The sequence below is a fragment of the Pseudomonas sp. SED1 genome (genome assembly GCF_034044025.1).
Taxonomy (GTDB): domain Bacteria; phylum Pseudomonadota; class Gammaproteobacteria; order Pseudomonadales; family Pseudomonadaceae; genus Aquipseudomonas.
Genome location: NZ_JAXCIS010000011.1, coordinates 14,371 through 36,877 on the forward strand (window position 1 = coordinate 14,371; position 22,507 = coordinate 36,877).

General features: G+C 60.9%; 23 protein-coding genes. 21 read left to right on the plus strand and 2 right to left on the minus strand.

Translation table 11 applies throughout. The features are described from left to right. Positions 1-23 precede the first annotated feature (23 nt). Complete coding sequence (gene rne, locus SNL23_RS01420) at positions 24-3,287, minus strand: ribonuclease E (RefSeq protein ID WP_318301400.1); 3,264 nt, start codon at positions 3,285-3,287, stop codon at positions 24-26. Between the two features lie 747 nt (positions 3,288-4,034). On the opposite strand from rne, the gene rluC reads away from it, so the two are divergent. From rluC to SNL23_RS01435, 3 genes are read left to right on the plus strand one after another with little or no spacing between them, the layout of a single operon-like run. Beyond that, positions 4,035-4,994 carry a 23S rRNA pseudouridine(955/2504/2580) synthase RluC gene (rluC, locus tag SNL23_RS01425; protein ID WP_076015065.1) on the plus strand — a complete coding sequence of 320 codons (960 nt, stop codon included), beginning with the start codon at positions 4,035-4,037 and terminating at the stop codon, positions 4,992-4,994. Then, on the plus strand, positions 4,981-5,643 hold the full coding sequence (locus tag SNL23_RS01430) for an HAD-IA family hydrolase (RefSeq protein ID WP_318301401.1): 663 nt from the start codon (positions 4,981-4,983) through the stop codon (positions 5,641-5,643). The genes rluC and SNL23_RS01430 overlap by 14 nt, the downstream gene beginning before the upstream one ends. Before the next feature lie 21 nt (positions 5,644-5,664). Continuing rightward, entirely contained in the window at positions 5,665-6,657 is a 993-nt protein-coding gene (locus SNL23_RS01435) for a S49 family peptidase (protein ID WP_076015067.1), read from the plus strand. Between the two features lie 133 nt (positions 6,658-6,790). Here the strand turns inward: SNL23_RS01435 and SNL23_RS01440 are convergent, their stop codons facing one another. Continuing rightward, positions 6,791-7,369 carry a Maf family protein gene (locus SNL23_RS01440; RefSeq protein WP_318301402.1) on the minus strand — a complete coding sequence of 193 codons (579 nt, stop codon included), beginning with the start codon at positions 7,367-7,369 and terminating at the stop codon, positions 6,791-6,793. A 105-nt stretch (positions 7,370-7,474) separates the two neighbouring features. On the opposite strand from SNL23_RS01440, the gene SNL23_RS01445 reads away from it, so the two are divergent. The 18 genes from SNL23_RS01445 to SNL23_RS01530 all read left to right on the plus strand — a co-directional run bounded on the left by SNL23_RS01445 (position 7,475) and on the right by SNL23_RS01530 (position 22,501). Next, positions 7,475-8,002, plus strand: coding sequence for a YceD family protein (locus SNL23_RS01445; RefSeq protein WP_076015069.1), 528 nt, complete (start codon positions 7,475-7,477; stop codon positions 8,000-8,002). Positions 8,003-8,015: 13 nt separating this feature from the next. Then, positions 8,016-8,198 (plus strand): 50S ribosomal protein L32, encoded by a 183-nt coding sequence (gene rpmF, locus SNL23_RS01450; protein WP_004371305.1) that lies wholly within the window; start codon positions 8,016-8,018, stop codon positions 8,196-8,198. 4 nt (positions 8,199-8,202) lie between these two features. Next, positions 8,203-9,213 carry a phosphate acyltransferase PlsX gene (plsX, locus tag SNL23_RS01455; RefSeq protein ID WP_318301403.1) on the plus strand — a complete coding sequence of 337 codons (1,011 nt, stop codon included), beginning with the start codon at positions 8,203-8,205 and terminating at the stop codon, positions 9,211-9,213. 126 nt (positions 9,214-9,339) lie between these two features. Then, complete coding sequence (gene fabD, locus SNL23_RS01460; RefSeq protein ID WP_318301404.1) at positions 9,340-10,278, plus strand: ACP S-malonyltransferase; 939 nt, start codon at positions 9,340-9,342, stop codon at positions 10,276-10,278. A gap of 31 nt (positions 10,279-10,309) precedes the next feature. Beyond that, positions 10,310-11,053 carry a 3-oxoacyl-ACP reductase FabG gene (gene fabG, locus SNL23_RS01465; protein WP_076015072.1) on the plus strand — a complete coding sequence of 248 codons (744 nt, stop codon included), beginning with the start codon at positions 10,310-10,312 and terminating at the stop codon, positions 11,051-11,053. A gap of 192 nt (positions 11,054-11,245) precedes the next feature. Next, positions 11,246-11,482, plus strand: a complete 237-nt coding sequence (gene acpP / locus SNL23_RS01470; protein ID WP_010165887.1) for an acyl carrier protein — start codon at positions 11,246-11,248, stop codon at positions 11,480-11,482. 110 nt (positions 11,483-11,592) lie between these two features. After that, the gene (gene fabF, locus SNL23_RS01475) at positions 11,593-12,837 is read left to right on the plus strand and encodes a beta-ketoacyl-ACP synthase II (RefSeq protein WP_318301405.1); all 1,245 of its coding nucleotides are present in this window, start codon (positions 11,593-11,595) and stop codon (positions 12,835-12,837) included. Next, on the plus strand, positions 12,837-13,652 hold the full coding sequence (gene pabC / locus SNL23_RS01480; RefSeq protein WP_318301406.1) for an aminodeoxychorismate lyase: 816 nt from the start codon (positions 12,837-12,839) through the stop codon (positions 13,650-13,652). Before fabF ends, pabC begins: the two co-directional genes overlap by 1 nt. A 1-nt stretch (position 13,653) precedes the next feature. Then, positions 13,654-14,778 (plus strand): endolytic transglycosylase MltG, encoded by a 1,125-nt coding sequence (gene mltG / locus SNL23_RS01485; protein ID WP_318301407.1) that lies wholly within the window; start codon positions 13,654-13,656, stop codon positions 14,776-14,778. A gap of 19 nt (positions 14,779-14,797) precedes the next feature. Continuing rightward, entirely contained in the window at positions 14,798-15,430 is a 633-nt protein-coding gene (gene tmk / locus SNL23_RS01490; RefSeq protein ID WP_318301408.1) for a dTMP kinase, read from the plus strand. Beyond that, entirely contained in the window at positions 15,423-16,412 is a 990-nt protein-coding gene (locus SNL23_RS01495) for a DNA polymerase III subunit delta' (RefSeq protein WP_318301409.1), read from the plus strand. The genes tmk and SNL23_RS01495 overlap by 8 nt, the downstream gene beginning before the upstream one ends. 63 nt (positions 16,413-16,475) lie before the next feature. Beyond that, entirely contained in the window at positions 16,476-17,261 is a 786-nt protein-coding gene (locus SNL23_RS01500) for a TatD family hydrolase (RefSeq protein ID WP_017475806.1), read from the plus strand. A 437-nt stretch (positions 17,262-17,698) separates the two neighbouring features. After that, positions 17,699-18,352 (plus strand): TetR/AcrR family transcriptional regulator, encoded by a 654-nt coding sequence (locus tag SNL23_RS01505; RefSeq protein WP_076015079.1) that lies wholly within the window; start codon positions 17,699-17,701, stop codon positions 18,350-18,352. Positions 18,353-18,491: 139 nt separating this feature from the next. Continuing rightward, positions 18,492-19,460: a GTP 3',8-cyclase MoaA gene (locus SNL23_RS01510; protein WP_076015080.1), complete on the plus strand. Its 969-nt coding sequence runs from the start codon at positions 18,492-18,494 to the stop codon at positions 19,458-19,460. A gap of 75 nt (positions 19,461-19,535) precedes the next feature. Then, positions 19,536-20,141: a DUF4823 domain-containing protein gene (locus SNL23_RS01515; protein WP_318301410.1), complete on the plus strand. Its 606-nt coding sequence runs from the start codon at positions 19,536-19,538 to the stop codon at positions 20,139-20,141. 17 nt (positions 20,142-20,158) lie between these two features. Further along, entirely contained in the window at positions 20,159-20,719 is a 561-nt protein-coding gene (locus SNL23_RS01520) for a DUF1285 domain-containing protein (RefSeq protein WP_167663689.1), read from the plus strand. Positions 20,720-20,789: 70 nt separating this feature from the next. Further along, positions 20,790-21,503: a GntR family transcriptional regulator gene (locus SNL23_RS01525; protein WP_076015082.1), complete on the plus strand. Its 714-nt coding sequence runs from the start codon at positions 20,790-20,792 to the stop codon at positions 21,501-21,503. Further along, a complete protein-coding gene (locus SNL23_RS01530; protein ID WP_318301411.1) occupies positions 21,500-22,501 on the plus strand; it encodes an ADP-ribosylglycohydrolase family protein in 1,002 nt (333 codons plus the stop codon). The genes SNL23_RS01525 and SNL23_RS01530 overlap by 4 nt, the downstream gene beginning before the upstream one ends. Positions 22,502-22,507 lie beyond the last annotated feature (6 nt).

Here is a 22,507-nt window from a genome sequence, read left to right on the forward strand (position 1 = left end):
GGGCTTTTTAGTGGCCGATGGAATCAGACGAGGGGTTTAGGCTCGTGCTCTTCTTCCAGGGCTTTTGGGTTGTGCTCAACCACTTCTTCAACGGAACGTTGGTTCTCGTCGATAGCAGGGGCAGTGTGCTCAACCACGGCTTCGGTTACCGGCGCAGGGGCTGCTTCGGTAACTTCAGCGACTGCCGGCGCAGTCTCGGCAGCCAGCTTGGCGGCAGCGGCAGCCAGTTCAGCTTCCTTGCGACGACGACGCACTTCACGCGGGTCGTTCGGCGCACGGCCGTTTTCGGTCAGGGCGCTGGTCGGAGCGGCTTCAACCACCGGTGCTGCCACTTCGGCAACCACGGGTGCTTCAACCACTGGAGCAGGCTCGGCAACCACGGCTGCAGGTTCAGCGGCGACAACCACTTCAGCGACTGGCGCTGGAGCTTCTTCAGCCACTGGAGCAGGCGCTGGCGCTTCAACCGCTTCAACCACTGGGGCTGGCTCGGCAGTCCACTGGAAGGCGGTCTGTTCTTCGCGAACTTCACGCACTTCAGGGGTTGGCTCGGCAACCGGTGCTTCAACGGCGGCTTCAACCACTGGCTGTTGTTCAACAACAGCAGCAGGTTCGGCAACCACTTCAGCTTCAGGCTGAGGCTCGCGAACTTCACGAACTTCACGAACGTGACGAGTCGGCGCTACTTCCACTTCCGGAACAACCGGGGCTTCGACTGGCGTCGTCGCTTCAACCACAGGAGCTTCGACGGCTGGCGTCTCTACAACTGGCGTCTCAACAACAGTGTTTTCCTGGATGGCAGCGGTGGCGGCTTCAGCTTGCTCGTTGGCCTGGGCTTCAGCAGGTGCGCTGATGACCGAGCTGGCAACGGCAGCGGTAACGGCCAGGCCGGCAGCCAGTTCGGCACCAGTCGGTTCGCCAGTAGCGGAAGCTTCGCCGGTCTCTTCCGAGCCTTCGATTTCATTGCCGTTGGCATCACGTTGACGCTCACGACGGTTGCTGCGACGACGCTGGCCACGGGAGCGGCGGCGTGGACGATCGCCTTCGGCGTTGTCCTGACCGTCTTCCTGTTGCTGATCTTCGTTGGACAGCAGCTCTTCTTCTTCACCAGTTGGAGCTGCTTGCTCGGCACGTGGTTGACGCTCTTCACGAGGAGGGCGTGGCGCACGTTCTTCACGCGGCTGACGAGCTGGACGCTCTTCGGCAATGGCAGTGGTGGCAGCAGCAGCGGCTATGGCAGGAGCAGCATCCAATGGCTCGCGCAGTTCACGCACGCGTTCTTCACGCTCGCCACGTGGCTTGCGGTCTTCACGCGGGGCGCGTGGAGCGCGCGGTGCACGTTCTTCGCGTGGTGCACGCTCTTCACGGGCTACGGTTGGCGTTTCTTCACGGGCCTCGCGCGGCTGGCGCTCTTCACGTGGGGCACGATCTTCGCGTGGCGCACGTTCTTCACGAGGCTTGCGCTCTTCGTCACGGCGACCGTTGCGATTGCGGCTCTGCTGGCGACCGTTGCGACGCTCTTCGTTGCGTGCAGGGCGTTCAGCGGCAGGCTTCTCGACCACAACTGGAGCCACCGGCTCTTCCTTGGTGGCGAACAGGCTGACCAGCGACTTCACCAGGCCCTTGAACAGGCTTGGCTCAGGCAGGGCAGCAGGTGCGGCAACCGGCGCGGCAGCTTCAACCGGAACCGGTGCGTTGGCACGGGCTGGCGCGGTCTTGACGGCGGCTTCCTGGCGAACCAGGGTGCGGGTCGCGGCGGCTGGCTGGACTTCTTCCACTTCGGCAGCGGCAGCAGCGATTTCGTAGCTGGACTGGTTGACGTGGGCTTCCGGGCTGTCATCACGCAGGCGCTGCACTTCGAAGTGCGGCGTCTCGAGGTGATCGTTCGGCAGGATGACGATGCGGGCACGGGTACGCAGTTCGATCTTGGTGATCGAGTTGCGTTTTTCGTTGAGCAGGAACGCAGCCACCGGGATTGGCACCTGGGCGCGCACTTCGGCAGTGCGGTCTTTCAGGGCTTCTTCTTCGATCAGGCGCAGGATCGCCAGCGACAGCGATTCAACGTCACGGATGATGCCGGTGCCGTTGCAACGCGGGCAAACGATGCCGCTGCTTTCGCCCAGGGATGGACGCAGGCGCTGACGGGACATTTCCAGCAGGCCGAAGCGCGAGATGCGACCAACCTGTACGCGAGCACGGTCAGCTTCCAGGCATTCGCGGACTTTCTCTTCCACGGCGCGCTGGTTCTTGGCTGGGGTCATGTCGATGAAGTCGATCACGATCAGGCCGCCGATGTCACGCAGGCGCAGCTGGCGGGCGATTTCTTCAGCCGCTTCCAGGTTGGTCTGCAGGGCGGTTTCTTCGATGTCGCTACCCTTGGTAGCGCGCGCCGAGTTGATGTCGATGGACACCAATGCTTCGGTCGGGTCGATAACAATGGAGCCGCCGGAAGGCAGTTCGACTACGCGCTGGAAAGCGGTTTCGATCTGGCTTTCGATCTGGAAACGGTTGAACAGCGGAACGCTGTCTTCGTAGAGCTTGATCTTGCTGGCGTACTGCGGCATCACCTGGCGGATGAAGGTCAGGGCTTCGTCCTGGGCTTCAACGCTGTCGATCAGCACTTCGCCGATGTCCTGGCGCAGGTAATCGCGGATGGCGCGGATGATCACGTTGCTTTCCTGGTAGATCAGGAATGGCGCGGAACGATCCAGGGACGCTTCTTTGATAGCGGTCCAGAGTTGCAGCAGGTAATCGAGGTCCCACTGCATTTCTTCGCTGCTGCGGCCCAGGCCGGCAGTGCGCACGATCAGGCCCATGTCGGCCGGAGCGATCAGGCCGTTCAGCGCTTCACGCAGTTCGTTGCGCTCTTCGCCTTCGATGCGACGGGAGATACCGCCGGCACGCGGGTTGTTCGGCATCAGGACCAGGTAGCGGCCAGCCAGGCTGATGAAGGTGGTCAGGGCGGCGCCCTTGTTGCCACGTTCTTCTTTTTCCACCTGAACGATGACTTCCTGGCCTTCGCTCAGGACGTCCTTGATGTTCACGCGGCCTTCTGGGGCTTTCTTGAAGTATTCGCGGGAGATTTCTTTGAGGGGCAGGAAGCCATGGCGCTCGGAGCCGAAATCGACAAAGGCAGCCTCAAGGCTTGGTTCGATACGAGTAATCCGGCCTTTATAGATGTTGGCCTTCTTTTGCTCGCGTGCACCGGACTCGATGTCCAGGTCGTAGAGGCGTTGGCCGTCTACCAGTGCAACACGCAACTCTTCGGGTTGAGTTGCGTTAATCAGCATTCTTTTCATGTTGTACCGTCGGTTTCCGGGCTGCCGGAAACGGCGTTCGGCACACACGACTTCTCACGGTCGGTGTCAGGTGCGTCAAGAGTGGTTGGCCACTCCAGTGTCCAGCAATACCCGCCAAAATGGGCGATATCGCGACGTACGCTTCCTGCTTGCTGTGGTGACTTAAGCACTCAGTCAGGAGGAGGAATCAACCGGCGACTGTGGACGAGATGAAGCGTCTAAATATAAGCCTAGTGCTACACAGTCCGACGGTTGTGCATCTCCACCCTACACGTATCCCTGATAATTCGGGTGCTGCCGCGCGCAGAATCCGCAGCGGGTTGGCATTTACCGTGTTCTCCAATGGGGAGAGCACGCTCATGGCTAAACAAGACCGGGTGTGGGCGACTGTGCTCTCACTCAGCTCGTAACAGGCGTTGTTTCCGAAGCATTCGCCGTGGTCTGGCTCAAGACTGACTGCACTTTGTGAACTGGCCGTAAATATCGGCGCAAAAGGCGAGTAATCACTCTGCTTTTTGCACTCGCTTCAGGCCTCATGTCACCTGCGCTTGTTACAATCTCGAGCCTTCCAAGGTGGCGAAAGCCCCGTAGGACGGCCTCGCGTCCTGATGAATTGCGATGGTCAGGGCCGGCAGTTTGCCGCTAGTCCTCTGTCCAGGCCGCTTTTGGCGGCGTTCGCGACTATAGCAGCAATGATTAAGTGCTTCAATTCCATAAAAAATTGTTATCATCGCCGCCATGACGACTACCGCCCCCCAGACCCCCAGCGTCCAGCTGCTCGAGGTCTCGCCGGAATATGCCGGCCAACGCATCGACAACTTTCTTCTTGCCAGGCTCAAAGGCGTGCCCAAGACCTTGATTTACCGCATTTTGCGTAAAGGCGAAGTGCGCGTGAACAAGGGCCGGATCAAGCCCGAGTATAAGCTGCAGGCGGGTGACATCATCCGCGTGCCGCCGGTGCGGGTGCCTGAGCGGGACGAACCGGTCCCTCTGGCTCAAGGCCTGTTGCAGCGCCTCGAAGCGTCGATTGTCTTCGAAGATAACAAGCTGATCGTGATCAACAAGCCTTGCGGCATCGCCGTCCATGGCGGCAGTGGCTTGAACTACGGGGTGATCGAAGCCTTTCGTCAGTTGCGCCCGGATGCCAAGGAGCTGGAACTGGTCCACCGTCTGGACCGTGACACTTCCGGCCTGCTGATGATTGCCAAGAAACGCAGCATGTTGCGCCACCTGCACGCCGCCCTGCGCGGTGATGGCGTGGACAAGCGCTACATGGCGCTGGTGCGTGGCAACTGGGCGACCTCGATCAAGAGCGTCCGCGCGCCGTTGCAGAAGAGCAACCTGCGCTCCGGCGAGCGCATGGTCGAGGTGGACGAAGAGGGCAAGGAGGCGCTGACCCTGTTCAAGGTACTGCGTCGCTTTGGTGACTTTGCCACCATGGTCGAGGCCAAGCCTGTGACTGGCCGTACCCACCAGATTCGTGTGCATACCCTGCACGCGGGCCACTGCATCGCCGGCGATACCAAATACGGCGACGAGGATTTCTCCAAGGAAATTCGCGATCTGGGCGGCAAACGCCTTTTCCTGCACGCCTACATGCTGACCGTGCCGCTGCCGGATGGCGGCGAATTGAAGCTGCAAGCGCCTGTCGACGAGATGTGGGCCAAGACCGTGGAGCGCCTGAGTGTCGCACCTTGACTACAAGCTGCTGATCTTTGATTGGGATGGCACGCTGTGTAACTCCATTGGTCGGATTGTCGAGTCGATGCACGCCGCGTCGACTCGTTCCGGTTACGCGTTGTGCGACGACCTGGCGGTCAAGGGCATTATTGGGCTGGGTCTGCCGGAGGCGATCCGCACCCTGTATCCGGAGATTGGCGATGACGAGTTGATAGCGTTTCGTCAGCATTACGCCGATTACTACATGGCGCTGGATGCCCAGCCTTCGCCGCTGTTTGAAGGCGTTGCGCAGGCCATGGAAGCGTTTCGTTCGGATGGATATCACCTCGCGGTGGCGACCGGCAAGGCCCGTCGCGGCCTGGATCGGGTGCTCAAGGCCCATGGCTGGGAAGATTATTTCGACGCGACCCGTGCGGCGGATGAAACCGCCAGCAAGCCTCATCCTCTGATGCTCGAACAGATTCTCGCTCAATGTGGCGTGTCGCCGCGGCAGGCGTTAATGGTGGGTGATGCGTCGTTCGACCTGATGATGGCGCGCAATGCTGGCATGGATTCCGTGGCAGTGAGCTACGGCGCCCAGTCTGCCGAGGCGTTGCAAGTGTACGAGCCGAGACTGACGATTGACCGTTTTTCTGAATTGCAGGCCTGGCTCAGCCGGGCCCATTAAGTCTTTGCTGGGGTGGATGGCATGACCGATGAGTGGAAGGCGCCTGAAAAGGCCAATGCCGATAACAATGGCGATGACAGAAGCTGGAAGTTGCTGGAGAAGACGCTGCTGGCCAGTGTCCAGGAGCAGCGTCGTTCCCGGCGTTGGGGGATCTTTTTCAAGCTCCTGACCTTTATTTATCTGCTGGGCATGCTTGCACTGTTCAGTCCGCTGATGGACATGGAAAAGAGTGCCACCCGAAGCGGCAATTACACGGCATTGATCGAGGTGCGTGGGGTGATTGCCGACAAGGAATCCGCCAGTGCCGACAATATCGTCAGCAGCCTGCGGGCCGCCTTCGAAGATACCAAGGTCAAGGCTGTGATTCTGCGCATTAACAGCCCAGGCGGCAGTCCGGTGCAGTCAGGCTATGTATATGACGAAATTCGTCGCCTGCGCGCCTTGCATCCGGACATCAAGCTCTATGCGGTGATTTCCGACCTGGGTGCCTCGGGTGCCTATTACATCGCCAGCGCTGCCGACCAGATCTACGCCGACAAGGCCAGCCTGGTGGGTTCCATTGGTGTGACGGCGGCTGGTTACGGGTTTGTCGGCACCATGGAGAAACTCGGGGTTGAGCGGCGTACGTACACGTCTGGCGAGCACAAGTCGTTCCTGGATCCGTTCCAGCCGCAAAAGGCTGATGAGACCCAGTTCTGGCAGGGCGTGCTGGACACCACTCATCGGCAGTTTATTGCCAGCGTCAAGCAGGGGCGCGGTGACCGGCTCAAGGATAAAGAGCATCCGGAACTGTTCTCCGGCCTGGTCTGGTCCGGTGAGCAAGCGCTGCCGTTGGGTTTGATCGACGGCCTGGGCAGTGCCAGTTCGGTGGCGCGAGATGTGATTGGCGAGAAAGAACTGGTGGACTTCACCGTCCAGGAATCGCCGTTTGACCGCTTTTCGAAGAAACTCGGCGCCAGTGTGGCCGAGAAGCTGGCCCTGTACATGGGCTTCCAAGGGCCGACCCTGCGCTGAGATCTTGAAAGTGATATAGCTCAAAATGTGGGAGCGGGCTTGCTCGCGAATGCGGTGGGTCAGTCGATATTGATGTTGACTGGCATACCGCCTTCGCGAGCAAGCCCGCTCCCACATTTGTTTTGTGGTGTTCTCAGGGAATCTGTACGCCTTCGGCCAGCAGCATGTCCACCAGTCGAATCAGTGGCAGGCCGACCAGGCTGGTAGCGTCCGGCCCGTCGGTGCTTTGAAACAGGCTCACCCCCAACCCTTCGGCCTTGAAGCTGCCTGCGCAGTCGTAGGGCTGCTCGATGCGCAGGTAGCGTTCGATGCGTGCGGCGTCCAGCGTGCGCATGTGCACGGTGAAGGGAATGCAGTCGACCTGGCAGTGGCCGGTGGTGCTGTTCAGTACGGCCAGGCCGGTGAGGAAGCTGACCCGCTTGCCACTGGCCGCCAGCAGTTGCTCACGGGCCTTCGCGAAGGTGTGGGGCTTGCCGATGATCTGGCCGTCGAGCGCGGCAACCTGGTCCGAGCCGATAATCAGGTGCCCCGGATGACTGCCGGCGAGGGCGCGGGCCTTTTCTTCGGCGAGGCGCTTCACCAGTTCCACGGCGGACTCGTCCGGGCGGTGGCTTTCGTCGATATCCGGCGAACTGCAGATGAACGGCAGGTGCAGGCGATTCAACAATTCCCGGCGATAAACCGAGCTGGAAGCGAGTAATAAAGGCAGCATGGACGTCTCCTCAAGGCAGTCGCGGATTCTAGCGGGGAGGCCCAGTGACGGACAGGGCTGAATTTCCTTTGACATGGCTGGGTGCATCCCTATAATGCTGCGCCTATGTTGAATGACCCGATTCCACCTCACGTTGACCCGCGCAAATTGGCTGATCGTGGCACTACCCTTCAAGGTGAAGTGCTGCTGGCCGATTTGGAGAGACTCTGCGACCCGCTTTCCGACACTGTCGGTACGGTGCAGGCTAAATTCATTTTTGAACGAGATGAACGTAAGTCTGTGGTAATCCACAGCTTTATCGACACCGAAGTCAAAATGGTTTGCCAGCGTTGTCTTGAGCTGGTCACCCTGCCGATCCACAGCGAATGCAGTTATGCTGTGGTGAAAGAGGGTGCGAATACCCAGTCGTTGCCGAAAGGTTATGACGTGCTGGAACTGGGCGAAGATCCTTTGGATCTGCAGTCACTGATCGAGGAGGAGCTTTTGCTCGCCTTGCCCATTGTGCCTGCTCATCATCCGGAAGAATGCCAGCAGCCGGCGGGTCTCGATGAGCCCGAACCGAGCGAGGACGAGGTAACGCGGTCCAACCCGTTCAGTGTATTGGCGCAGTTAAAGCGTGACCCAAACGTTTAGGAGTTAATCAATTATGGCTGTTCAGCAGAACAAAAAATCCCGCTCTGCCCGTGACATGCGTCGTTCGCACGACGCCCTGACGGCGAGCACTCTGTCTGTAGAAAAAACCACCGGTGAAGTTCACCTGCGTCACCACGTATCGCCAGAAGGCGTATACCGTGGCCGTAAAGTGATCGACAAGGGCGCTGACGAGTAATCACTTGTCTGCTCAAGTCATCGCGATTGACGCAATGGGCGGGGACTTCGGTCCCCGCAGCATTGTTCAGGCCTGCATTGCTTGCCTGTCTGCCACGCCCTCGCTGCACCTGACCCTCGTCGGTCAACCCTCCTTACTTGAAGAACTGATTGCCAGCCATCCGGCGGTGGATCGCGCGCGCCTGACTGTTACGCCGGCCAGCGAAACCATCACCATGGATGAAAAGCCTGCCCAGGCCTTGCGCGGCAAGCCTGATTCTTCGATGCGGGTGGCCCTGGAGTTGGTGCGCGACGGCAAGGCCCAGGCCTGTGTCAGTGCTGGCAATACCGGGGCGTTGATGGCGTTGTCCCGGCATGTGTTGAAAACCCTGCCGGGCATTGATCGGCCGGCGATGGTCGCGGCGATCCCGACCCAGCAAGGCTATTGCCAGTTGCTGGACCTGGGGGCGAACGTCGATTGCAGTGCCGAGCATCTGCTGCACTTTGCGTTGATGGGCTCGGTGGCGGCCGAAGCGCTGGGCGTGGCCCGGCCTCGGGTGGCGTTGCTGAATATCGGCACCGAAGACATCAAGGGTAATCAGCAGGTCAAGCTGGCGGCGACGCTGTTGCAAAGCGCGCGAGGCTTGAACTACATCGGCTTTGTCGAAGGTGACGGGTTGTACCGCGGCGAAGCGGATGTGGTGGTGTGCGACGGGTTTGTCGGCAATATCCTGCTCAAATCCAGCGAAGGCCTGGCGACGATGATTGCTGCGCGCATCGAGGCCTTGTTCAAGCGCAACCTCGCGTCACGCATGGTGGGCGCCCTGGCGCTGCCATTGATGCGGCGCTTGCAGGCGGACCTGGCACCGGCGCGGCACAATGGCGCGAGTTTCCTGGGGTTGCAGGGCATCGTGGTGAAAAGTCACGGCTCGGCGGGGGTGCAGGGTTTTCAAAGTGCCATCCAGCGCGCCTTGATCGAGATCCAGGAAAACCTGCCGCAACGCTTGCACGGCCGCCTTGAGGATCTGTTGCCTTAGGCGAATCGGGCCGGAAATGCTTAAATGTGACCGGCCAGTTCAATTGACCATCCAATCTGTCAGTTTCTTGCGCTCCCAGCTGTGGGGCGCCAATTTCCGACGACCAGATCATTAGGGGCTTGTTACATGTCTACATCCCTCGCATTCGTCTTTCCAGGGCAGGGTTCGCAGTCCCTCGGCATGTTGGCCGAGCTGGGCGCGGAACATCTGCTGGTCCTGGAAACTTTCAAGGAAGCTTCCGATGCCTTGGGTTACGACCTGTGGGCACTGACCCAGCAAGGGCCGGAAGCGCTGCTCAACCAAACCGACAAGACCCAGCCGGCCATCCTGACCGCCTCCATCGCCCTGTGGCGCCTGTGGTTGGCTGAAGGTGGTGCGCGCCCGGCTTACGTTGCCGGCCATAGCCTGGGCGAATACAGCGCCCTGGTGGCCGCTGGCAGCCTGACCCTCGGTGAAGCGGTCAAGCTGGTCGAGCGTCGTGGCCAACTGATGCAGGAAGCAGTTCCGGCCGGGCAGGGTGGCATGGCCGCCATTCTCGGCCTGGAAGATGCTGACGTGATTGCTGCCTGTGCCGAAGCGGCCCAGGGCGAAGTGGTCAGCGCCGTGAACTTCAATTCCCCTGGCCAGGTGGTGATCGCCGGTGCCAAGGCTGCGGTAGAGCGCGCCATCGAAGGCTGCAAGACCCGTGGCGCCAAGCGTGCGTTGCCATTGCCGGTCAGCGTGCCGTCCCACTGCGAACTGATGCGCCCGGCTGCCGAGCGTTTTGCCGAGTCGATCGCTGCGATCAACTGGCAGGCGCCGCAGATCCCGCTGGTGCAGAACGTCAGCGCCGCGGTTGCTCCCGACCTGGAAACCCTCAAGCGCGACCTGCTGGAACAGCTGTACAAGCCGGTTCGCTGGGTTGAGTCGGTGCAGGCCCTGGCCGCCAACGGCGCCACCCAATTGGTAGAGTGCGGCCCGGGCAAAGTCCTGGCCGGCCTGAACAAGCGTTGCGCCGAAGGCGTATCGACTTCCAACCTCAATACCCCGGATGCCTTCGCTGCCGCTCGTGCAGCTCTGGCCTGACCTTTAATTTCCGAACCTAGGAGAAGCCTGCATGAGTCTGCAAGGTAAAGTTGCACTGGTCACCGGCGCAAGCCGTGGCATTGGCCAGGCGATCGCCCTGGAGCTGGGTCGTCTGGGCGCTGTGGTCATCGGTACCGCAACTTCCGCCGCCGGCGCCGAGCGTATTGCCGCGACGTTGAAGGAAAACGGCGTTCAGGGCACCGGTCTTGAGCTGAATGTAACCAGCGATGAGTCCGTGGCCGCCGTATTGGCTGAAATCTCGGCGCAATTCGGTGCACCGGCTATTCTGGTGAACAATGCCGGTATTACCCGCGATAACCTGATGATGCGCATGAAAGACGACGAGTGGCATGACGTCGTTGATACCAACCTGAACAGTCTGTTTCGCCTGTCCAAGGGCGTTTTGCGCGGCATGACCAAGGCTCGTTGGGGTCGAATTATCAATATTGGCTCTGTTGTGGGTGCCATGGGCAACGCAGGCCAAGTAAACTACGCAGCCGCCAAGGCCGGTCTGGAAGGTTTCAGCCGTGCACTGGCGCGTGAAGTGGGCTCGCGGTCGATTACGGTCAACTCGGTGGCCCCAGGGTTCATCGATACCGATATGACCCGCGAATTGCCTGAAGCGCAGCGTGAAGCGTTGCTGACGCAGATTCCGCTGGGCCGTCTGGGCCAGGCTCAAGAGATCGCGAATGTGGTCGCTTTCCTGGCATCCGACGGTGCGGCATACGTGACTGGGGCTACAATCCCGGTTAACGGCGGGATGTACATGAGTTAAATTGTGACGGATCGCTTCAAAAAAATGTCATACGAGCTGTCTAAAATCCGTTATAAAGCTGCAATCTATTTATAGGCAGATGGCCAATAGGGTACGAGGGTGAAGCTTTCAGTTGAAAAGCTGAAAAGTCTTTCTATACACTTACCCACTGGCCAGCTGCCTGAATTTGTCCATTAGGAGTGAAAACACGGTATGAGCACCATCGAAGAGCGCGTCAAGAAAATCGTTGCTGAGCAACTGGGCGTTAAAGAAGAAGAAGTGACCAACACTGCTTCCTTCGTTGAAGACCTGGGTGCCGACTCCCTTGACACCGTTGAGCTGGTGATGGCTCTGGAAGAGGAATTCGAGACCGAAATCCCGGACGAAGAAGCTGAAAAAATCACTACCGTTCAAGCTGCTATCGACTACGTTACTAGCCACCAGGCGTAATAGTTTGTAATCGTCGCTTGCTGTGATGGAAAAACCGCACTGCCCTACGGCGTGCGGTTTTTTCCTTTAAGCCTGATGCAAAGTGTCGTCATTAGAAAAAGGAGAGTGCTGTGTCGCGTAGACGCGTCGTAGTCACCGGTATGGGTATGTTGTCGCCACTGGGTACGGATGTGCCGAGCAGTTGGCAGGGCATTCTGGCTGGCCGCAGTGGTATTGGTCTGATCGAACACACGGACCTTTCTGCCTATTCCACCCGTTTTGGCGGCTCGGTAAAGGACTTCAATGTCGAGGAATATCTCTCGGTCAAAGAGTCCCGCAAACTCGACCTGTTCATTCAATACGGCCTGGCAGCCGGTTTTCAGGCGGTGCGTAATGCCGGCCTGGAGGTCACCGACGCCAACCGTGAGCGCATCGGCGTGGCCATGGGTTCGGGTATTGGCGGTCTGACCAATATCGAAGAAACCAGCCGCACGCTGCACGAGTCTGGCCCCCGTAGAATTTCACCGTTCTTCGTGCCTGGCTCGATCATCAATATGATTTCCGGTTTCCTGTCCATCCACTTGGGTGCCCAGGGGCCTAACTACGCTATCTCCACGGCGTGCACCACCGGCACTCACTGCATCGGCATGGCGGCGCGCAATATCGCCTATGACGAAGCTGACGTGATGATCGCCGGCGGCGCCGAGATGGCTGCCTGCGGTCTGGGCATGGGTGGCTTCGGCGCGTCCCGTGCACTGTCGACCCGCAATGACGAGCCGACCCGTGCCAGCCGTCCGTGGGACAAAGGCCGTGATGGCTTTGTACTGGCCGACGGCGCCGGTGCCCTGGTCCTCGAAGAGCTGGAGCACGCGAAGGCCCGTGGCGCCACCATCTACGCCGAGCTGATTGGCTTCGGCATGAGCGGTGACGCGTACCACATGACCTCGCCGCCGTCTGACGGTGCAGGTGCTGCACGCTGCATCACCAACGCGTTGCGTGATGCCAAGGTCAACATTGACCAGGTGCAATACATCAACGCCCACGGCACTTCGACACCCACGGGCGACCTGGCGGAAGCCGAGGCCATCAAGTCGGTGTTCGGCGAGCACGCCTACAAGCTGGCGGTCAGCTCCACCAAGTCCATGACCGGCCACCTGTTGGGTGCGGCGGGCGCGGTCGAGGCGATCTTCAGCGTGTTGGCCATCAAGGATCAGGTCGCTCCGCCGACCATCAACCTCGATGAGCCGGATGAAGGCTGCGACCTGAACTTCATACCGCATGAAGCGCAGAAGATGCCGATCGACGTGGTGTTGTCCAACTCGTTCGGTTTTGGTGGTACCAACGGTTCCCTGGTGTTCCGCCGGTTCGCCGAGTGATGGAAAGCTGGGTTGACGGTCAGCCGGCGGGCGCAGTGCCCCTGAAAGACCGTGGCCTGGCGTACGGTGATGGCCTGTTCGAGACCATTGCCGTCAAGGCCGGGCAACCCGTGCTGCTCGACCGCCACCTGCAGCGCCTGGATGAGGGCTGCAGGCGGTTGGCGATTGTTGCGGATCAGCCGTTGATCCGCAGCGAATTGCTGGCCTATGCCGCCGCCTTGGGCGAGGGTGTACTCAAGTTGATCCTGACCCGTGGCGACAGCCAGCGCGGTTACGGCATCAGCGCTGGCGCTCCCGCGCGGCGCATTCTGCAAGGCAGTCCGCCTGCCGCTTATCCCCCGGAACATGCAGCGTCAGGCATTCGCCTGTTTGCGTGTACCACCCGTTTGTCCAAGCAACCTTTGCTTGCCGGCCTCAAGCACCTCAATCGCCTGGAACAGGTATTCGCCCGCGCCGAGTGGCAGGATGCCGATCACGCCGAAGGTTTGATGCTGGATATGTCCGGTCGAGTCATCGAAGGCGTCTTCAGCAACCTGTTCCTGGTGTGTGACGGCGTGTTGCTGACCGCTGATCTGAAGCGCTGTGGCGTCGCGGGCGTCATGCGGGCCGAGGTGTTGGCCCAGGCGCAGCAGTTGGGCATTCCGACGAGCGTGGCCGATATCAGCCTTGAACAGCTGCACCAGGCCGACGAAGTCTTTGTGTGCAACAGCGTATATGGCATTTGGCCGGTGCGCGGATGTGCTGCGATGAGCTGGCCGGTTGGGCCGCTCACCCGTAAACTGCAGGGCATTGTTCGCGCACTATTGGATATTTGATTTGAGACGTAAATTTGTATTGTTGCTGGAGATCGGTCTGGTCCTGGCGGGTTTGCTGCTGGGCGCTTCGGCCTGGAAGCTGAACTCGGCCCTTGAGCAGCCCCTGAATCTGACCCAGGAGCAATTGCTGGACGTACCGGCCGGCGCGACGCCCACCGGCACCTTCAATCGCCTGGAAAATGACGGCGTGCTCAAGGATGCGTTCTGGTTGCGTCTCTACTGGCGCTTCAACCTCGACGGCCAGCCGCTGCACAGCGGCGAGTACCGCATGACCCCAGGCCTCACCGCCGAGGGCCTGATCGGTTTGTGGCAGCGTGGTGAAGTGGTGCAGTACAGCATCACGCTGGTGGAAGGCTGGAACTTCCGCCAGGTGCGCGCCGCCCTGGCCAAGCATGAAAAGATCGAGCAAACCCTGTCGGGCCTGAGTGACAGTGAGGTCATGGAAAAACTCGGCCACCCCGGCGTGTTCCCCGAGGGCCGCTTCTTTCCCGACACCTACCGCTTCGTTCGCGGCATGAGCGATGTGGAGTTGCTGAAGAAATCCTATAACCGTCTGGACGATGTCCTCGCCCAGGAGTGGAGCAAACGCGCCGCTGACGCGCCGTACACCGAACCCTATCAAGCGTTGATCATGGCCTCGCTGGTCGAGAAAGAAACCGGCGTGCCGGAAGAGCGCGGCCAGATCGCCGGAGTGTTCGTGCGACGCATGAAGATCGGCATGCTGCTGCAAACCGACCCGACGGTGATCTACGGCCTCGGCGAGCGCTATACCGGCAAGCTGACCCGCGCCCATCTCAAGGAAGCCACGCCCTACAACACCTACGTGATCGCCGGCCTGCCGCCGACGCCGATTGCCATGGTCGGACGTGAGGCGATTCATGCCGCGCTGAACCCGGTGGCCGGTAGCAGCCTGTATTTTGTCGCCCGAGGCGACGGCAGCCATATTTTCTCGGATAACCTGGATGCGCATAACGCTGCGGTGCGTGAGTACCAGATGAAGCGCCGCGCCGATTACCGTTCCAGCCCGGCGCCAGCACCGACGGCAAAACCTGCGGATGCGCCGGTTGATACGCCCGCCGAGCCGTCCCCTGCACCCGACGACACCGCGCCGCAAAGCCCGCAATGACTCTGACTAAGGACTGCCTGTGACTGGCTTGTTTATTACCCTGGAAGGCCCGGAAGGCGCCGGCAAAAGCACCAATCGCGAATACCTGGCCGAGCGCCTGCGCGCCGAAGGTATCGAGGTGCTGCTGACCCGCGAGCCCGGCGGCACGCCGCTGGCCGAGCGCATCCGTGAAGTGCTGCTGATCCCGGGCGACGAACAGATGAACCCCGACACCGAGCTGCTGCTGGTGTTTGCTGCCCGCGCCCAGCACCTGGCCGAAGTCATTCGCCCGGCCCTGGCCCGTGGCGCGGTGGTGATTTGCGACCGGTTTACCGATTCGACCTACGCTTATCAGGGCGGCGGTCGTGGCTTGTCCCTCGAGCGCATTGCGACGCTGGAAACCTTCGTCCAGGGCGATCTGCGTCCCGACCTGACCCTGGTGTTCGACCTTCCGGTGGAAGTCGGCATGGCCCGCGCCACTGCCCGGGGTCGCCTCGATCGTTTCGAACTGGAAACCCGAGTGTTTTTTGAAGCTGTGCGCGGCGCGTTTCTCAAGCGCGCCGAAGCCGATCCTGCCCGTTATCACCTGCTGGACGCCGCGCAACCCTTGACTCAGGTTCAGCAGTCCATCGACGCCCTGTTGCCGAAACTCGTGGAGCGTGTCCGTGGCTGAAGCCTACCCGTGGCAGGACAGCCTCTGGCAGCAACTGGCGGGCCGTGCCCAGCACGCCCACGCCTACTTGCTCCACGGCCCGGTGGGCATCGGCAAGCGCGCCTTGGCCGAGCGGCTGATGGCCAGCTTGTTATGCCAGCGGCTCAACGGCCTGGAAGCCTGCGGGGAATGTAAAGCCTGCATGCTGCTCAAGGCCGGCAGCCACCCGGACAACTACCTGCTGGAGCCGGAAGAAGCCGACAAGGCAATCAAAGTCGATCAGGTGCGTGATCTGGTCAGCTTCGTGGTGCAGACCGCGCAGATGGGCGGGCGCAAAGTGGTGCTGATCGAGCCAGTGGAATCGATGAACATCAACGCGGCCAACGCCTTGCTCAAGAGCCTGGAAGAACCTTCCGGCGATACCGTGCTGCTGCTGGTGAGCCACCAGTCCAGCCGCCTGCTGCCGACCATCCGCAGCCGCTGCGTGCAACAGGCCTGCCCGTTGCCGAGCGAAGCCATGAGCCTGCAATGGCTGGCCCAGGCACTGCCGGAGTGCGGCGAGGCCGAGCGCGTCGAGTTGCTGACCCTGGCGGCCGGCTCGCCCTTGGCGGCGGTCAAACTCCAGGCCCAAGGCGTACGTGAACAGCGCGCGCTGGTGGTGGACGGAGTGAAGAAACTGCTCAGGCAGGAGATGTCCGCCACGCAACTGGCCGAAAGCGCCTGGAAAGACATTCCCTTGCTGCTGCTGTTCGATTGGTTCTGCGACTGGTCGAGCCTGATCCTGCGCTACCAGCTGACCCAGGACGAAAACGGCCTGGGCCTGGCGGACATGCGCAAGGTGGTGCAATACCTCGCGCAGAAGAGTGCCCAGGACAAGGTCCTGAACATTCAGGACTGGATCCTCGCCCAACGCCAGAAGGTCCTGGGCAAGGCCAACCTCAACCGCGTGTTGTTGCTTGAGGCCTTGCTGGTGCAATGGGTCGGCTTGCTCGGCCGCCGTTAATTTCAGTGGCCGACGGGTGTATCGTTGGCCAGACATATTCCGTGACTCAAGTTGTAGATCCCTATGCTCGTAGATTCCCATTGCCACCTTGATCGCCTCGACCTTGCCCAGCACGGCGGCTCCCTCGACGCCGCCCTCGAAGCCGCGCGTCAGCGCGGGGTAGGGCACTTCCTGTGCATCGGCGTCAGCGCGGAAAACGCCGCCGACGTCAAAGCCCTGGCCGATCGTTATGCTGACGTCGATTGCTCGGTGGGCATTCACCCACTGGATCTGAAGCCCGGCGAAGCCCCGGCCCTCGACTGGCTGCTCGGCGAACTCAATCACCCGCGCGTAGTGGCCATTGGCGAGACCGGCCTGGATTACCACTACGAACCGGAAGCTGCCGAGTTGCAGCAGGCGTCGTTCCGTCTACACCTGCAAGCCGCCCAGCAGACCGGCAAGCCAGTGATCGTCCACACCCGTGGCGCCCGTGCCGACACCCTGACCCTGCTGCGCGAGGCCGCGCTGCCCCAGGCCGGTGTGCTGCATTGCTTCACGGAAGACTGGGACATGGCCAAGGCCGCCCTCGACCTCGGCTTCTACATTTCCCTGTCGGGCATCGTGACCTTCCGCAACGCCGATGCCCTGCGGGATGTCGCGCGCCAGGTCCCGGCAGACCGCCTGCTGGTGGAAACCGATTCGCCGTACCTGGCGCCAATTCCTCATCGCGGCAAACCCAACCTGCCGGAATACGTACGGGATGTGGCGGATTACCTGGCGATGCTGCGGGGCGAGTCCTACGAGCGCTTCGCCGAACAGACCACCGAGAACTTCAAGCGTCTGTTCCCGCTGGCTCACGTCGGCCACTAAATCGCAGGCAAAAAAAACCCGGGTTCTGGGGGGTGAATCCGGGTTAAGACCATTAGGAGTAAAACAAGGGTACGCAGTCCGTCGGTACCCAGGTCGACGCGTCACTTGGGGGAGATGCCACGCCGACAGTTCAAGTATTGATCAGTATCCGATTCAGTCCAGCCGCATCTGATCGTTTTTTAAACAGATTTGGAATACGCCCGCTTCGGTTGAGTTCTCATTGGTTGCGATGCACATGCGCCAATGACCTGTTTTATTTCTGACTCAAATCGGCTTATTCGTTGGCGCGCTGTAAGTTAAGTGCAAAGGTTGTTCATATAGGCGTTGCCCAACGACCGTTCAGTCGGGATAATCCCGCGCACCGGGTAAAACGTTCCGACAAGCACGGCTTGGGGCACGCCACCCTCCCAATATCCATCTCTGCAGACCTTTTTCTTATGCACAAAGAACCCCGCAAGGTCCGTGAGTTTCGCCGCCGCGAGCAGGAAATTCTCGACACCGCACTCAAGCTGTTCCTCGACCAGGGTGAAGACAGCGTCACCGTCGAGATGATTGCGGATGCCGTGGGTATCGGCAAAGGCACCATCTACAAGCACTTTAAGTCCAAGGCCGAGATCTACCTGCGCCTGATGCTCGACTACGAGCGCGACTTGAACGAGCTGTTGCACTCGGCCGATGTCGACAAGGACAAGGAAGCGCTGTCCCGCGCCTACTTCGAGTTCCGTATGCGTGACCCGCAGCGCTACCGCCTGTTTGATCGCCTGGAAGAAAAAGTGGTCAAGGGCAATCAGGTGCCGGAAATGGTCGAGGAACTGCACAAGATCCGTGCCTCGAACTTCGAACGCCTGACCCTGCTGATCAAGGGCCGCATCAGCGAGGGCAAGCTGGAAGACGTGCCGCCGTATTTCCACTACTGCGCCGCCTGGGCGTTGGTGCACGGCGCCGTCGCGCTGTACCACTCGCCGTTCTGGAGCAATGTGCTGGAAGACCAGGAAGGTTTCTTCCAGTTCCTGATGGACATCGGCGTGCGCATGGGCAACAAACGCAAGCACAGCACCGATTTGCCGAACGCTGAAACGCCGGCTACTTGAATCATTCGCCAGCGTGATGGCGATATGATTTCCTGCCCAGCGCAGTAACCCAGGAATATACTCAGGCAAGGACCTTGCTAAAACTTGATTTTTCAGTCAGGTTTTAGCGCGCCCGAATTATCCTCTGCCGGAGTGATCCATGATCGTTGATCGTCAAGGCAGGCGATTCCGCAATTTGCGGATCAGCCTGACCTCAGCCTGCAATTACGCCTGTACCTACTGCGTGCCCAACGGCAAGCGGCTGGTGGCTGCGCAGGACGAATTGTCGGCCGAGGCAATGGCGCGTGGCGTCGAGTACCTGATCGAGGCTGCTGGCATCGAACGCCTGCGCATTACCGGCGGCGAGCCGTTGGTCAGCCCCAAGCTGGAGGCCTTCATGGGCGCCGTGGGGCAGATGGGCCTGAGTGATATCAGCCTGACCACCAACGGCCAACTGCTGGCGCGCAAACTGCCGCTGCTGGTGGATGCGGGTATTCGCCGGATCAACGTCTCACTCGACACTCTGGATGCCGACGCCTTCCGCAGCATCGCCCGTGGTGGCGACCTGGCCACCGTGCTTGATGGCATGGACCAGGCCAGCGCCGCCGGAATCAAGATCAAGGTCAACATGGTGCCGTTGCGCGGCCAGAACCTCGACCAGGTGATGCCGCTGCTCGACTACTGCCTGGAGCGTGGCTACGAGCTGCGGTTTATCGAATTGATGCGCATGGGCCACTTGGCCAACGATTCCAACGCGTTCCTGCAGCAATTCGTCAGCCTCCAGCAATTGCTCAGCCTGATCGGCGAACAACACGAATACCTGCAAGCTAACGCCCCGGTGGACGCCACTGCCGTGCGCTACGAAGTGCCTGGCAAAGGTTTCTTCGGTGTCATCGCCAACGAAAGCGTACCGTTCTGCCGGACCTGCTCGCGTTTGCGCCTGTCGTCCACCGGCTGGCTGCATGGCTGCCTGTCGTCGAGCAACCGCCACTACGTGGGCGACCTGCTGGACAAACCCCGCCACCAGGCTCTGCCGGCCTTGCAGCGCTTGTTGGTCAAGGCTCTGGGCGACAAGCAGGAAGTGGCATTCTCCGGCGGCGCCACCATCATGAAGATCATCGGCGGTTAGTCCCGCAAGCTGGCGCAAAATCTGCATCTCGTGCCCATTCGCCGGTTTTCCGTCACCGGCCTTTGGAGAATTAGGATGCGTAGTCTGGTTTTGGTGCTGGCGTCACTCGCGCTGGGTGGCTGCATGACCGTCAGTGATATGGCCGAAGGCACGCGCTATCAGATGAGCGACGCCGGGCTGCTGGACCACAGCGATACTCGCCGCGTCAATTCGGTCCGCATACAGCCGGACTCCTTCGTTTTCATCGCCCAGGGCGCCTTCACCCCGCCGGGCAGCGCCTATCCACGGCCTAACGTGGTGGCCGAGGAAGCCTTCAACGGCTTTGTCGAATACTTCCCGATGGTCCGCCGCGCCCGCAAGCCCGAAGGCCTGGAGCAGGCAATGTCTGAAGCCCGCGCGGCCGGTGCGCATTACCTGCTGTACTGCCGCTTTGCCCAGGCGGATGACCGGATCGGCAACGCCGATGAATGGTCTGACCAGGAGGCGGAGGATCGCCTGGGTATCGACACCGGCACCATTCAGGTCATGTTGATCGAGACCAGCACCCAGTATTTGATTGATACTGTGCGGATTCACAGCCGTGGCGGTTTACTGACGTTCCACGACAACAAGCCTGATGATCTGATCGGCAAGCCCCTGGCGCACTACGCGCGCAGCCTGTTGGGCATGAGCGATCAGTAAGACACAAGGAGTACAGCATGACCGATTCGGCCAAGGCCAATGACCTGTTGGCGCAATTGCCCAAGGGCAAGGGGCCCGCACCGGTGCATCTGTGGAACCCGGATTTTTGTGGCGATATCGACATGCGCATTGCCCGCGATGGCACCTGGTTCTATATGGGCACGCCGATTGGTCGCAAGCCGATGGTCAAGCTGTTCTCCAATATCATCCGCCGCGACGGGGATGATTACTTCCTGATCACCCCGGTGGAAAAGGTCGGGATCAAGGTCGATGACGCGCCCTTTGTCGCCGTCACCCTGGAAGTCGAAGGGCAGGGCGAAAGCCAGGTGCTGCGCTTTACCACCAACGTCGATGAACAGGTCGAGGCCGGTATCGAACATCCGCTGCGGGTGGTGATCGACCCGGACACTCAGGAACCTTCGCCGTACCTGCGGGTGCGCACCAACCTCGAAGCCCTGGTTCACCGCAATGCGTTCTATCAGTTGGTGGAGTTGGCGGTGACCCGTCCGATCAACGGTAAGAACTGGCTTGGCGTCTGGAGCGGCGGGGTATTTTTCCCCATCGGCCTGGAGCCCTGAGGCTGATTTCTCCCTTCCTCTGAAATAATTCGCTTGCTGTAGCCGGGCGCTTTCGGTTATCAATTTGTACATGATTAGACATGTCCGATTTGATAAGAAAAAACGCGTCGTCGACGAGCTGATCCGCCGTATCGAGGGCGGAGTGATGGCTGACGGTGTCCTGTTGCCGGGCGAGCACCAACTGGCCGAAGAGTTTTCCGTCAGCCGCGGCACCCTGCGTGAAGCTCTGGCCGAACTCAAGCGCCGCAGCTACATCGCCACCCAAAGCGGCGTGGGCTCCATCGTCACCTTTGACGGCATGGTGCTGGACCAGCGCAGCGGCTGGGCCCAGGCCCTTGCCGATACCGGCGCAGTGGTCACCTCCGAAATCCTGCGCCTGGAAGCGGTTACCCGCCCGGACCTGCTCAGCAGTCATGGCAGTGACCAATTCATCGCCCTCGATCGCCGCCGTCGCGCCGCCGACGGCACGTTCGTGTCCCTTGAGCGCTCGCTGATGCCGGCCTCCGGCGGCCTCGAAAGCCTTCCGCAAGTCGGCCTGATCGATAACTCCCTGACTATCACCTTGGCCGCCTACGGCTACGTCGGCGCCACGGGCAGCCAATGGATCGGGGCCGAGCCGCTGAACGAGGAAGACGCCCAATTGCTGGGACGCCCGGTGGGCACGGTGTTCCTCAAGGCCCTGCGCACCACCTACGACCGGCAAGACCGCTTCATGGAATCCGTCGAAAGCCTGCTCGATCCTCTGCACTTTCGCCTGCACCTTCAATTTGGAACACCGACATGACCGCCACCACCCGCGCTCTCGGCGCCTTCTACGGTCTGGCCCTGGGCGATGCGTTGGGCATGCCCACCCAGTCCCTGAGTCGCGAGCAGGTCAAGGCGCGTTTCGGCGCGATCACCGCCCTGGAAGATGCCGACGCCGATCAGCCGATCGCGCCGAACATGCCCAAGGGTTCGATCACCGATGACACCGAACAGGCGATTCTCGTCGGTCAGTTGCTGGTGGACGGCCAGGGCAAAATTGAACCCACCGAGCTGGCCCAGCGCCTGATCGACTGGGAAGCGGTGATGCGCGCCAAGGGTTCCCAGGATTTGCTGGGCCCGTCGACCAAACGCGCGATCGACATGATCCTGGCGGGCCACACCCCGGAAGAATCCGGGCGCTACGGCACCACCAACGGCGCCGCCATGCGCATCACCCCGGTGGGTATCGCGGCGAACGTCAACGACCCTGTGCAGTTTATCCAGGCGGTGATCCAGGCGTGCCAGGTTACCCACAACACCAACCTGGGCATCTCCAGCGCCGCAGCCGTGGCCGCGGTGGTTTCCGCCGGGATCAACGGTGTCGATCTGGGCGAAGCGCTGAACATCGGCAGCCAGATCGCCCAACAGGCGGAAAACCACGGCCACTGGATTGCCGGTGGGCGCATCGCCACCCGCATCAGTTGGGCGCGCACCTTGAGCGTCGACAGCGGCGACAAGGCGCTGTTTACCGACCTGCTCTACGAATTGATCGGCACTTCGGTGGCGTCCCAGGAATCGGTGGTGGTGTCGTTTGCCCTCGCGCAGCAAGTCGCGGTGGGTGAAGTGAACGCCTTCGAAGCCTTGTGCATGGCCGCCAGCCTTGGCGGCGACACCGACACCATCGCCGCGATTCTCGGCGCGATGCTCGGTGCGTGCCTGGGGATGCAGTGCTGGCCTGAGGCGATGATCGAGCAGGTCAAGCAGGTTAATGGCCTGGACCTGGAGCCCTTGGTCCAAGGCCTGCTCGATCTGCGCTGAGCACCG

Coding starts and splice junctions, on each gene's coding strand:
- SNL23_RS01510 (WP_076015080.1), top strand. CDS start 18,492: ATGATCGTTGATCGTCAAGGCAGGCGATTCCGCAATTTGCGGATCAGC.
- fabD (WP_318301404.1), top strand. CDS start 9,340: ATGTCTACATCCCTCGCATTCGTCTTTCCAGGGCAGGGTTCGCAGTCC.
- rne (WP_318301400.1), bottom strand. CDS start 3,287: ATGCTGATTAACGCAACTCAACCCGAAGAGTTGCGTGTTGCACTGGTA.
- SNL23_RS01500 (WP_017475806.1), top strand. CDS start 16,476: ATGCTCGTAGATTCCCATTGCCACCTTGATCGCCTCGACCTTGCCCAG.
- rluC (WP_076015065.1), top strand. CDS start 4,035: ATGACGACTACCGCCCCCCAGACCCCCAGCGTCCAGCTGCTCGAGGTC.
- SNL23_RS01440 (WP_318301402.1), bottom strand. CDS start 7,369: ATGCTGCCTTTATTACTCGCTTCCAGCTCGGTTTATCGCCGGGAATTG.
- SNL23_RS01505 (WP_076015079.1), top strand. CDS start 17,699: ATGCACAAAGAACCCCGCAAGGTCCGTGAGTTTCGCCGCCGCGAGCAG.
- SNL23_RS01530 (WP_318301411.1), top strand. CDS start 21,500: ATGACCGCCACCACCCGCGCTCTCGGCGCCTTCTACGGTCTGGCCCTG.
- SNL23_RS01520 (WP_167663689.1), top strand. CDS start 20,159: ATGACCGATTCGGCCAAGGCCAATGACCTGTTGGCGCAATTGCCCAAG.
- acpP (WP_010165887.1), top strand. CDS start 11,246: ATGAGCACCATCGAAGAGCGCGTCAAGAAAATCGTTGCTGAGCAACTG.
- SNL23_RS01525 (WP_076015082.1), top strand. CDS start 20,790: ATGATTAGACATGTCCGATTTGATAAGAAAAAACGCGTCGTCGACGAG.
- rpmF (WP_004371305.1), top strand. CDS start 8,016: ATGGCTGTTCAGCAGAACAAAAAATCCCGCTCTGCCCGTGACATGCGT.
- pabC (WP_318301406.1), top strand. CDS start 12,837: ATGGAAAGCTGGGTTGACGGTCAGCCGGCGGGCGCAGTGCCCCTGAAA.
- SNL23_RS01445 (WP_076015069.1), top strand. CDS start 7,475: ATGTTGAATGACCCGATTCCACCTCACGTTGACCCGCGCAAATTGGCT.
- fabG (WP_076015072.1), top strand. CDS start 10,310: ATGAGTCTGCAAGGTAAAGTTGCACTGGTCACCGGCGCAAGCCGTGGC.
- SNL23_RS01515 (WP_318301410.1), top strand. CDS start 19,536: ATGCGTAGTCTGGTTTTGGTGCTGGCGTCACTCGCGCTGGGTGGCTGC.
- SNL23_RS01435 (WP_076015067.1), top strand. CDS start 5,665: ATGACCGATGAGTGGAAGGCGCCTGAAAAGGCCAATGCCGATAACAAT.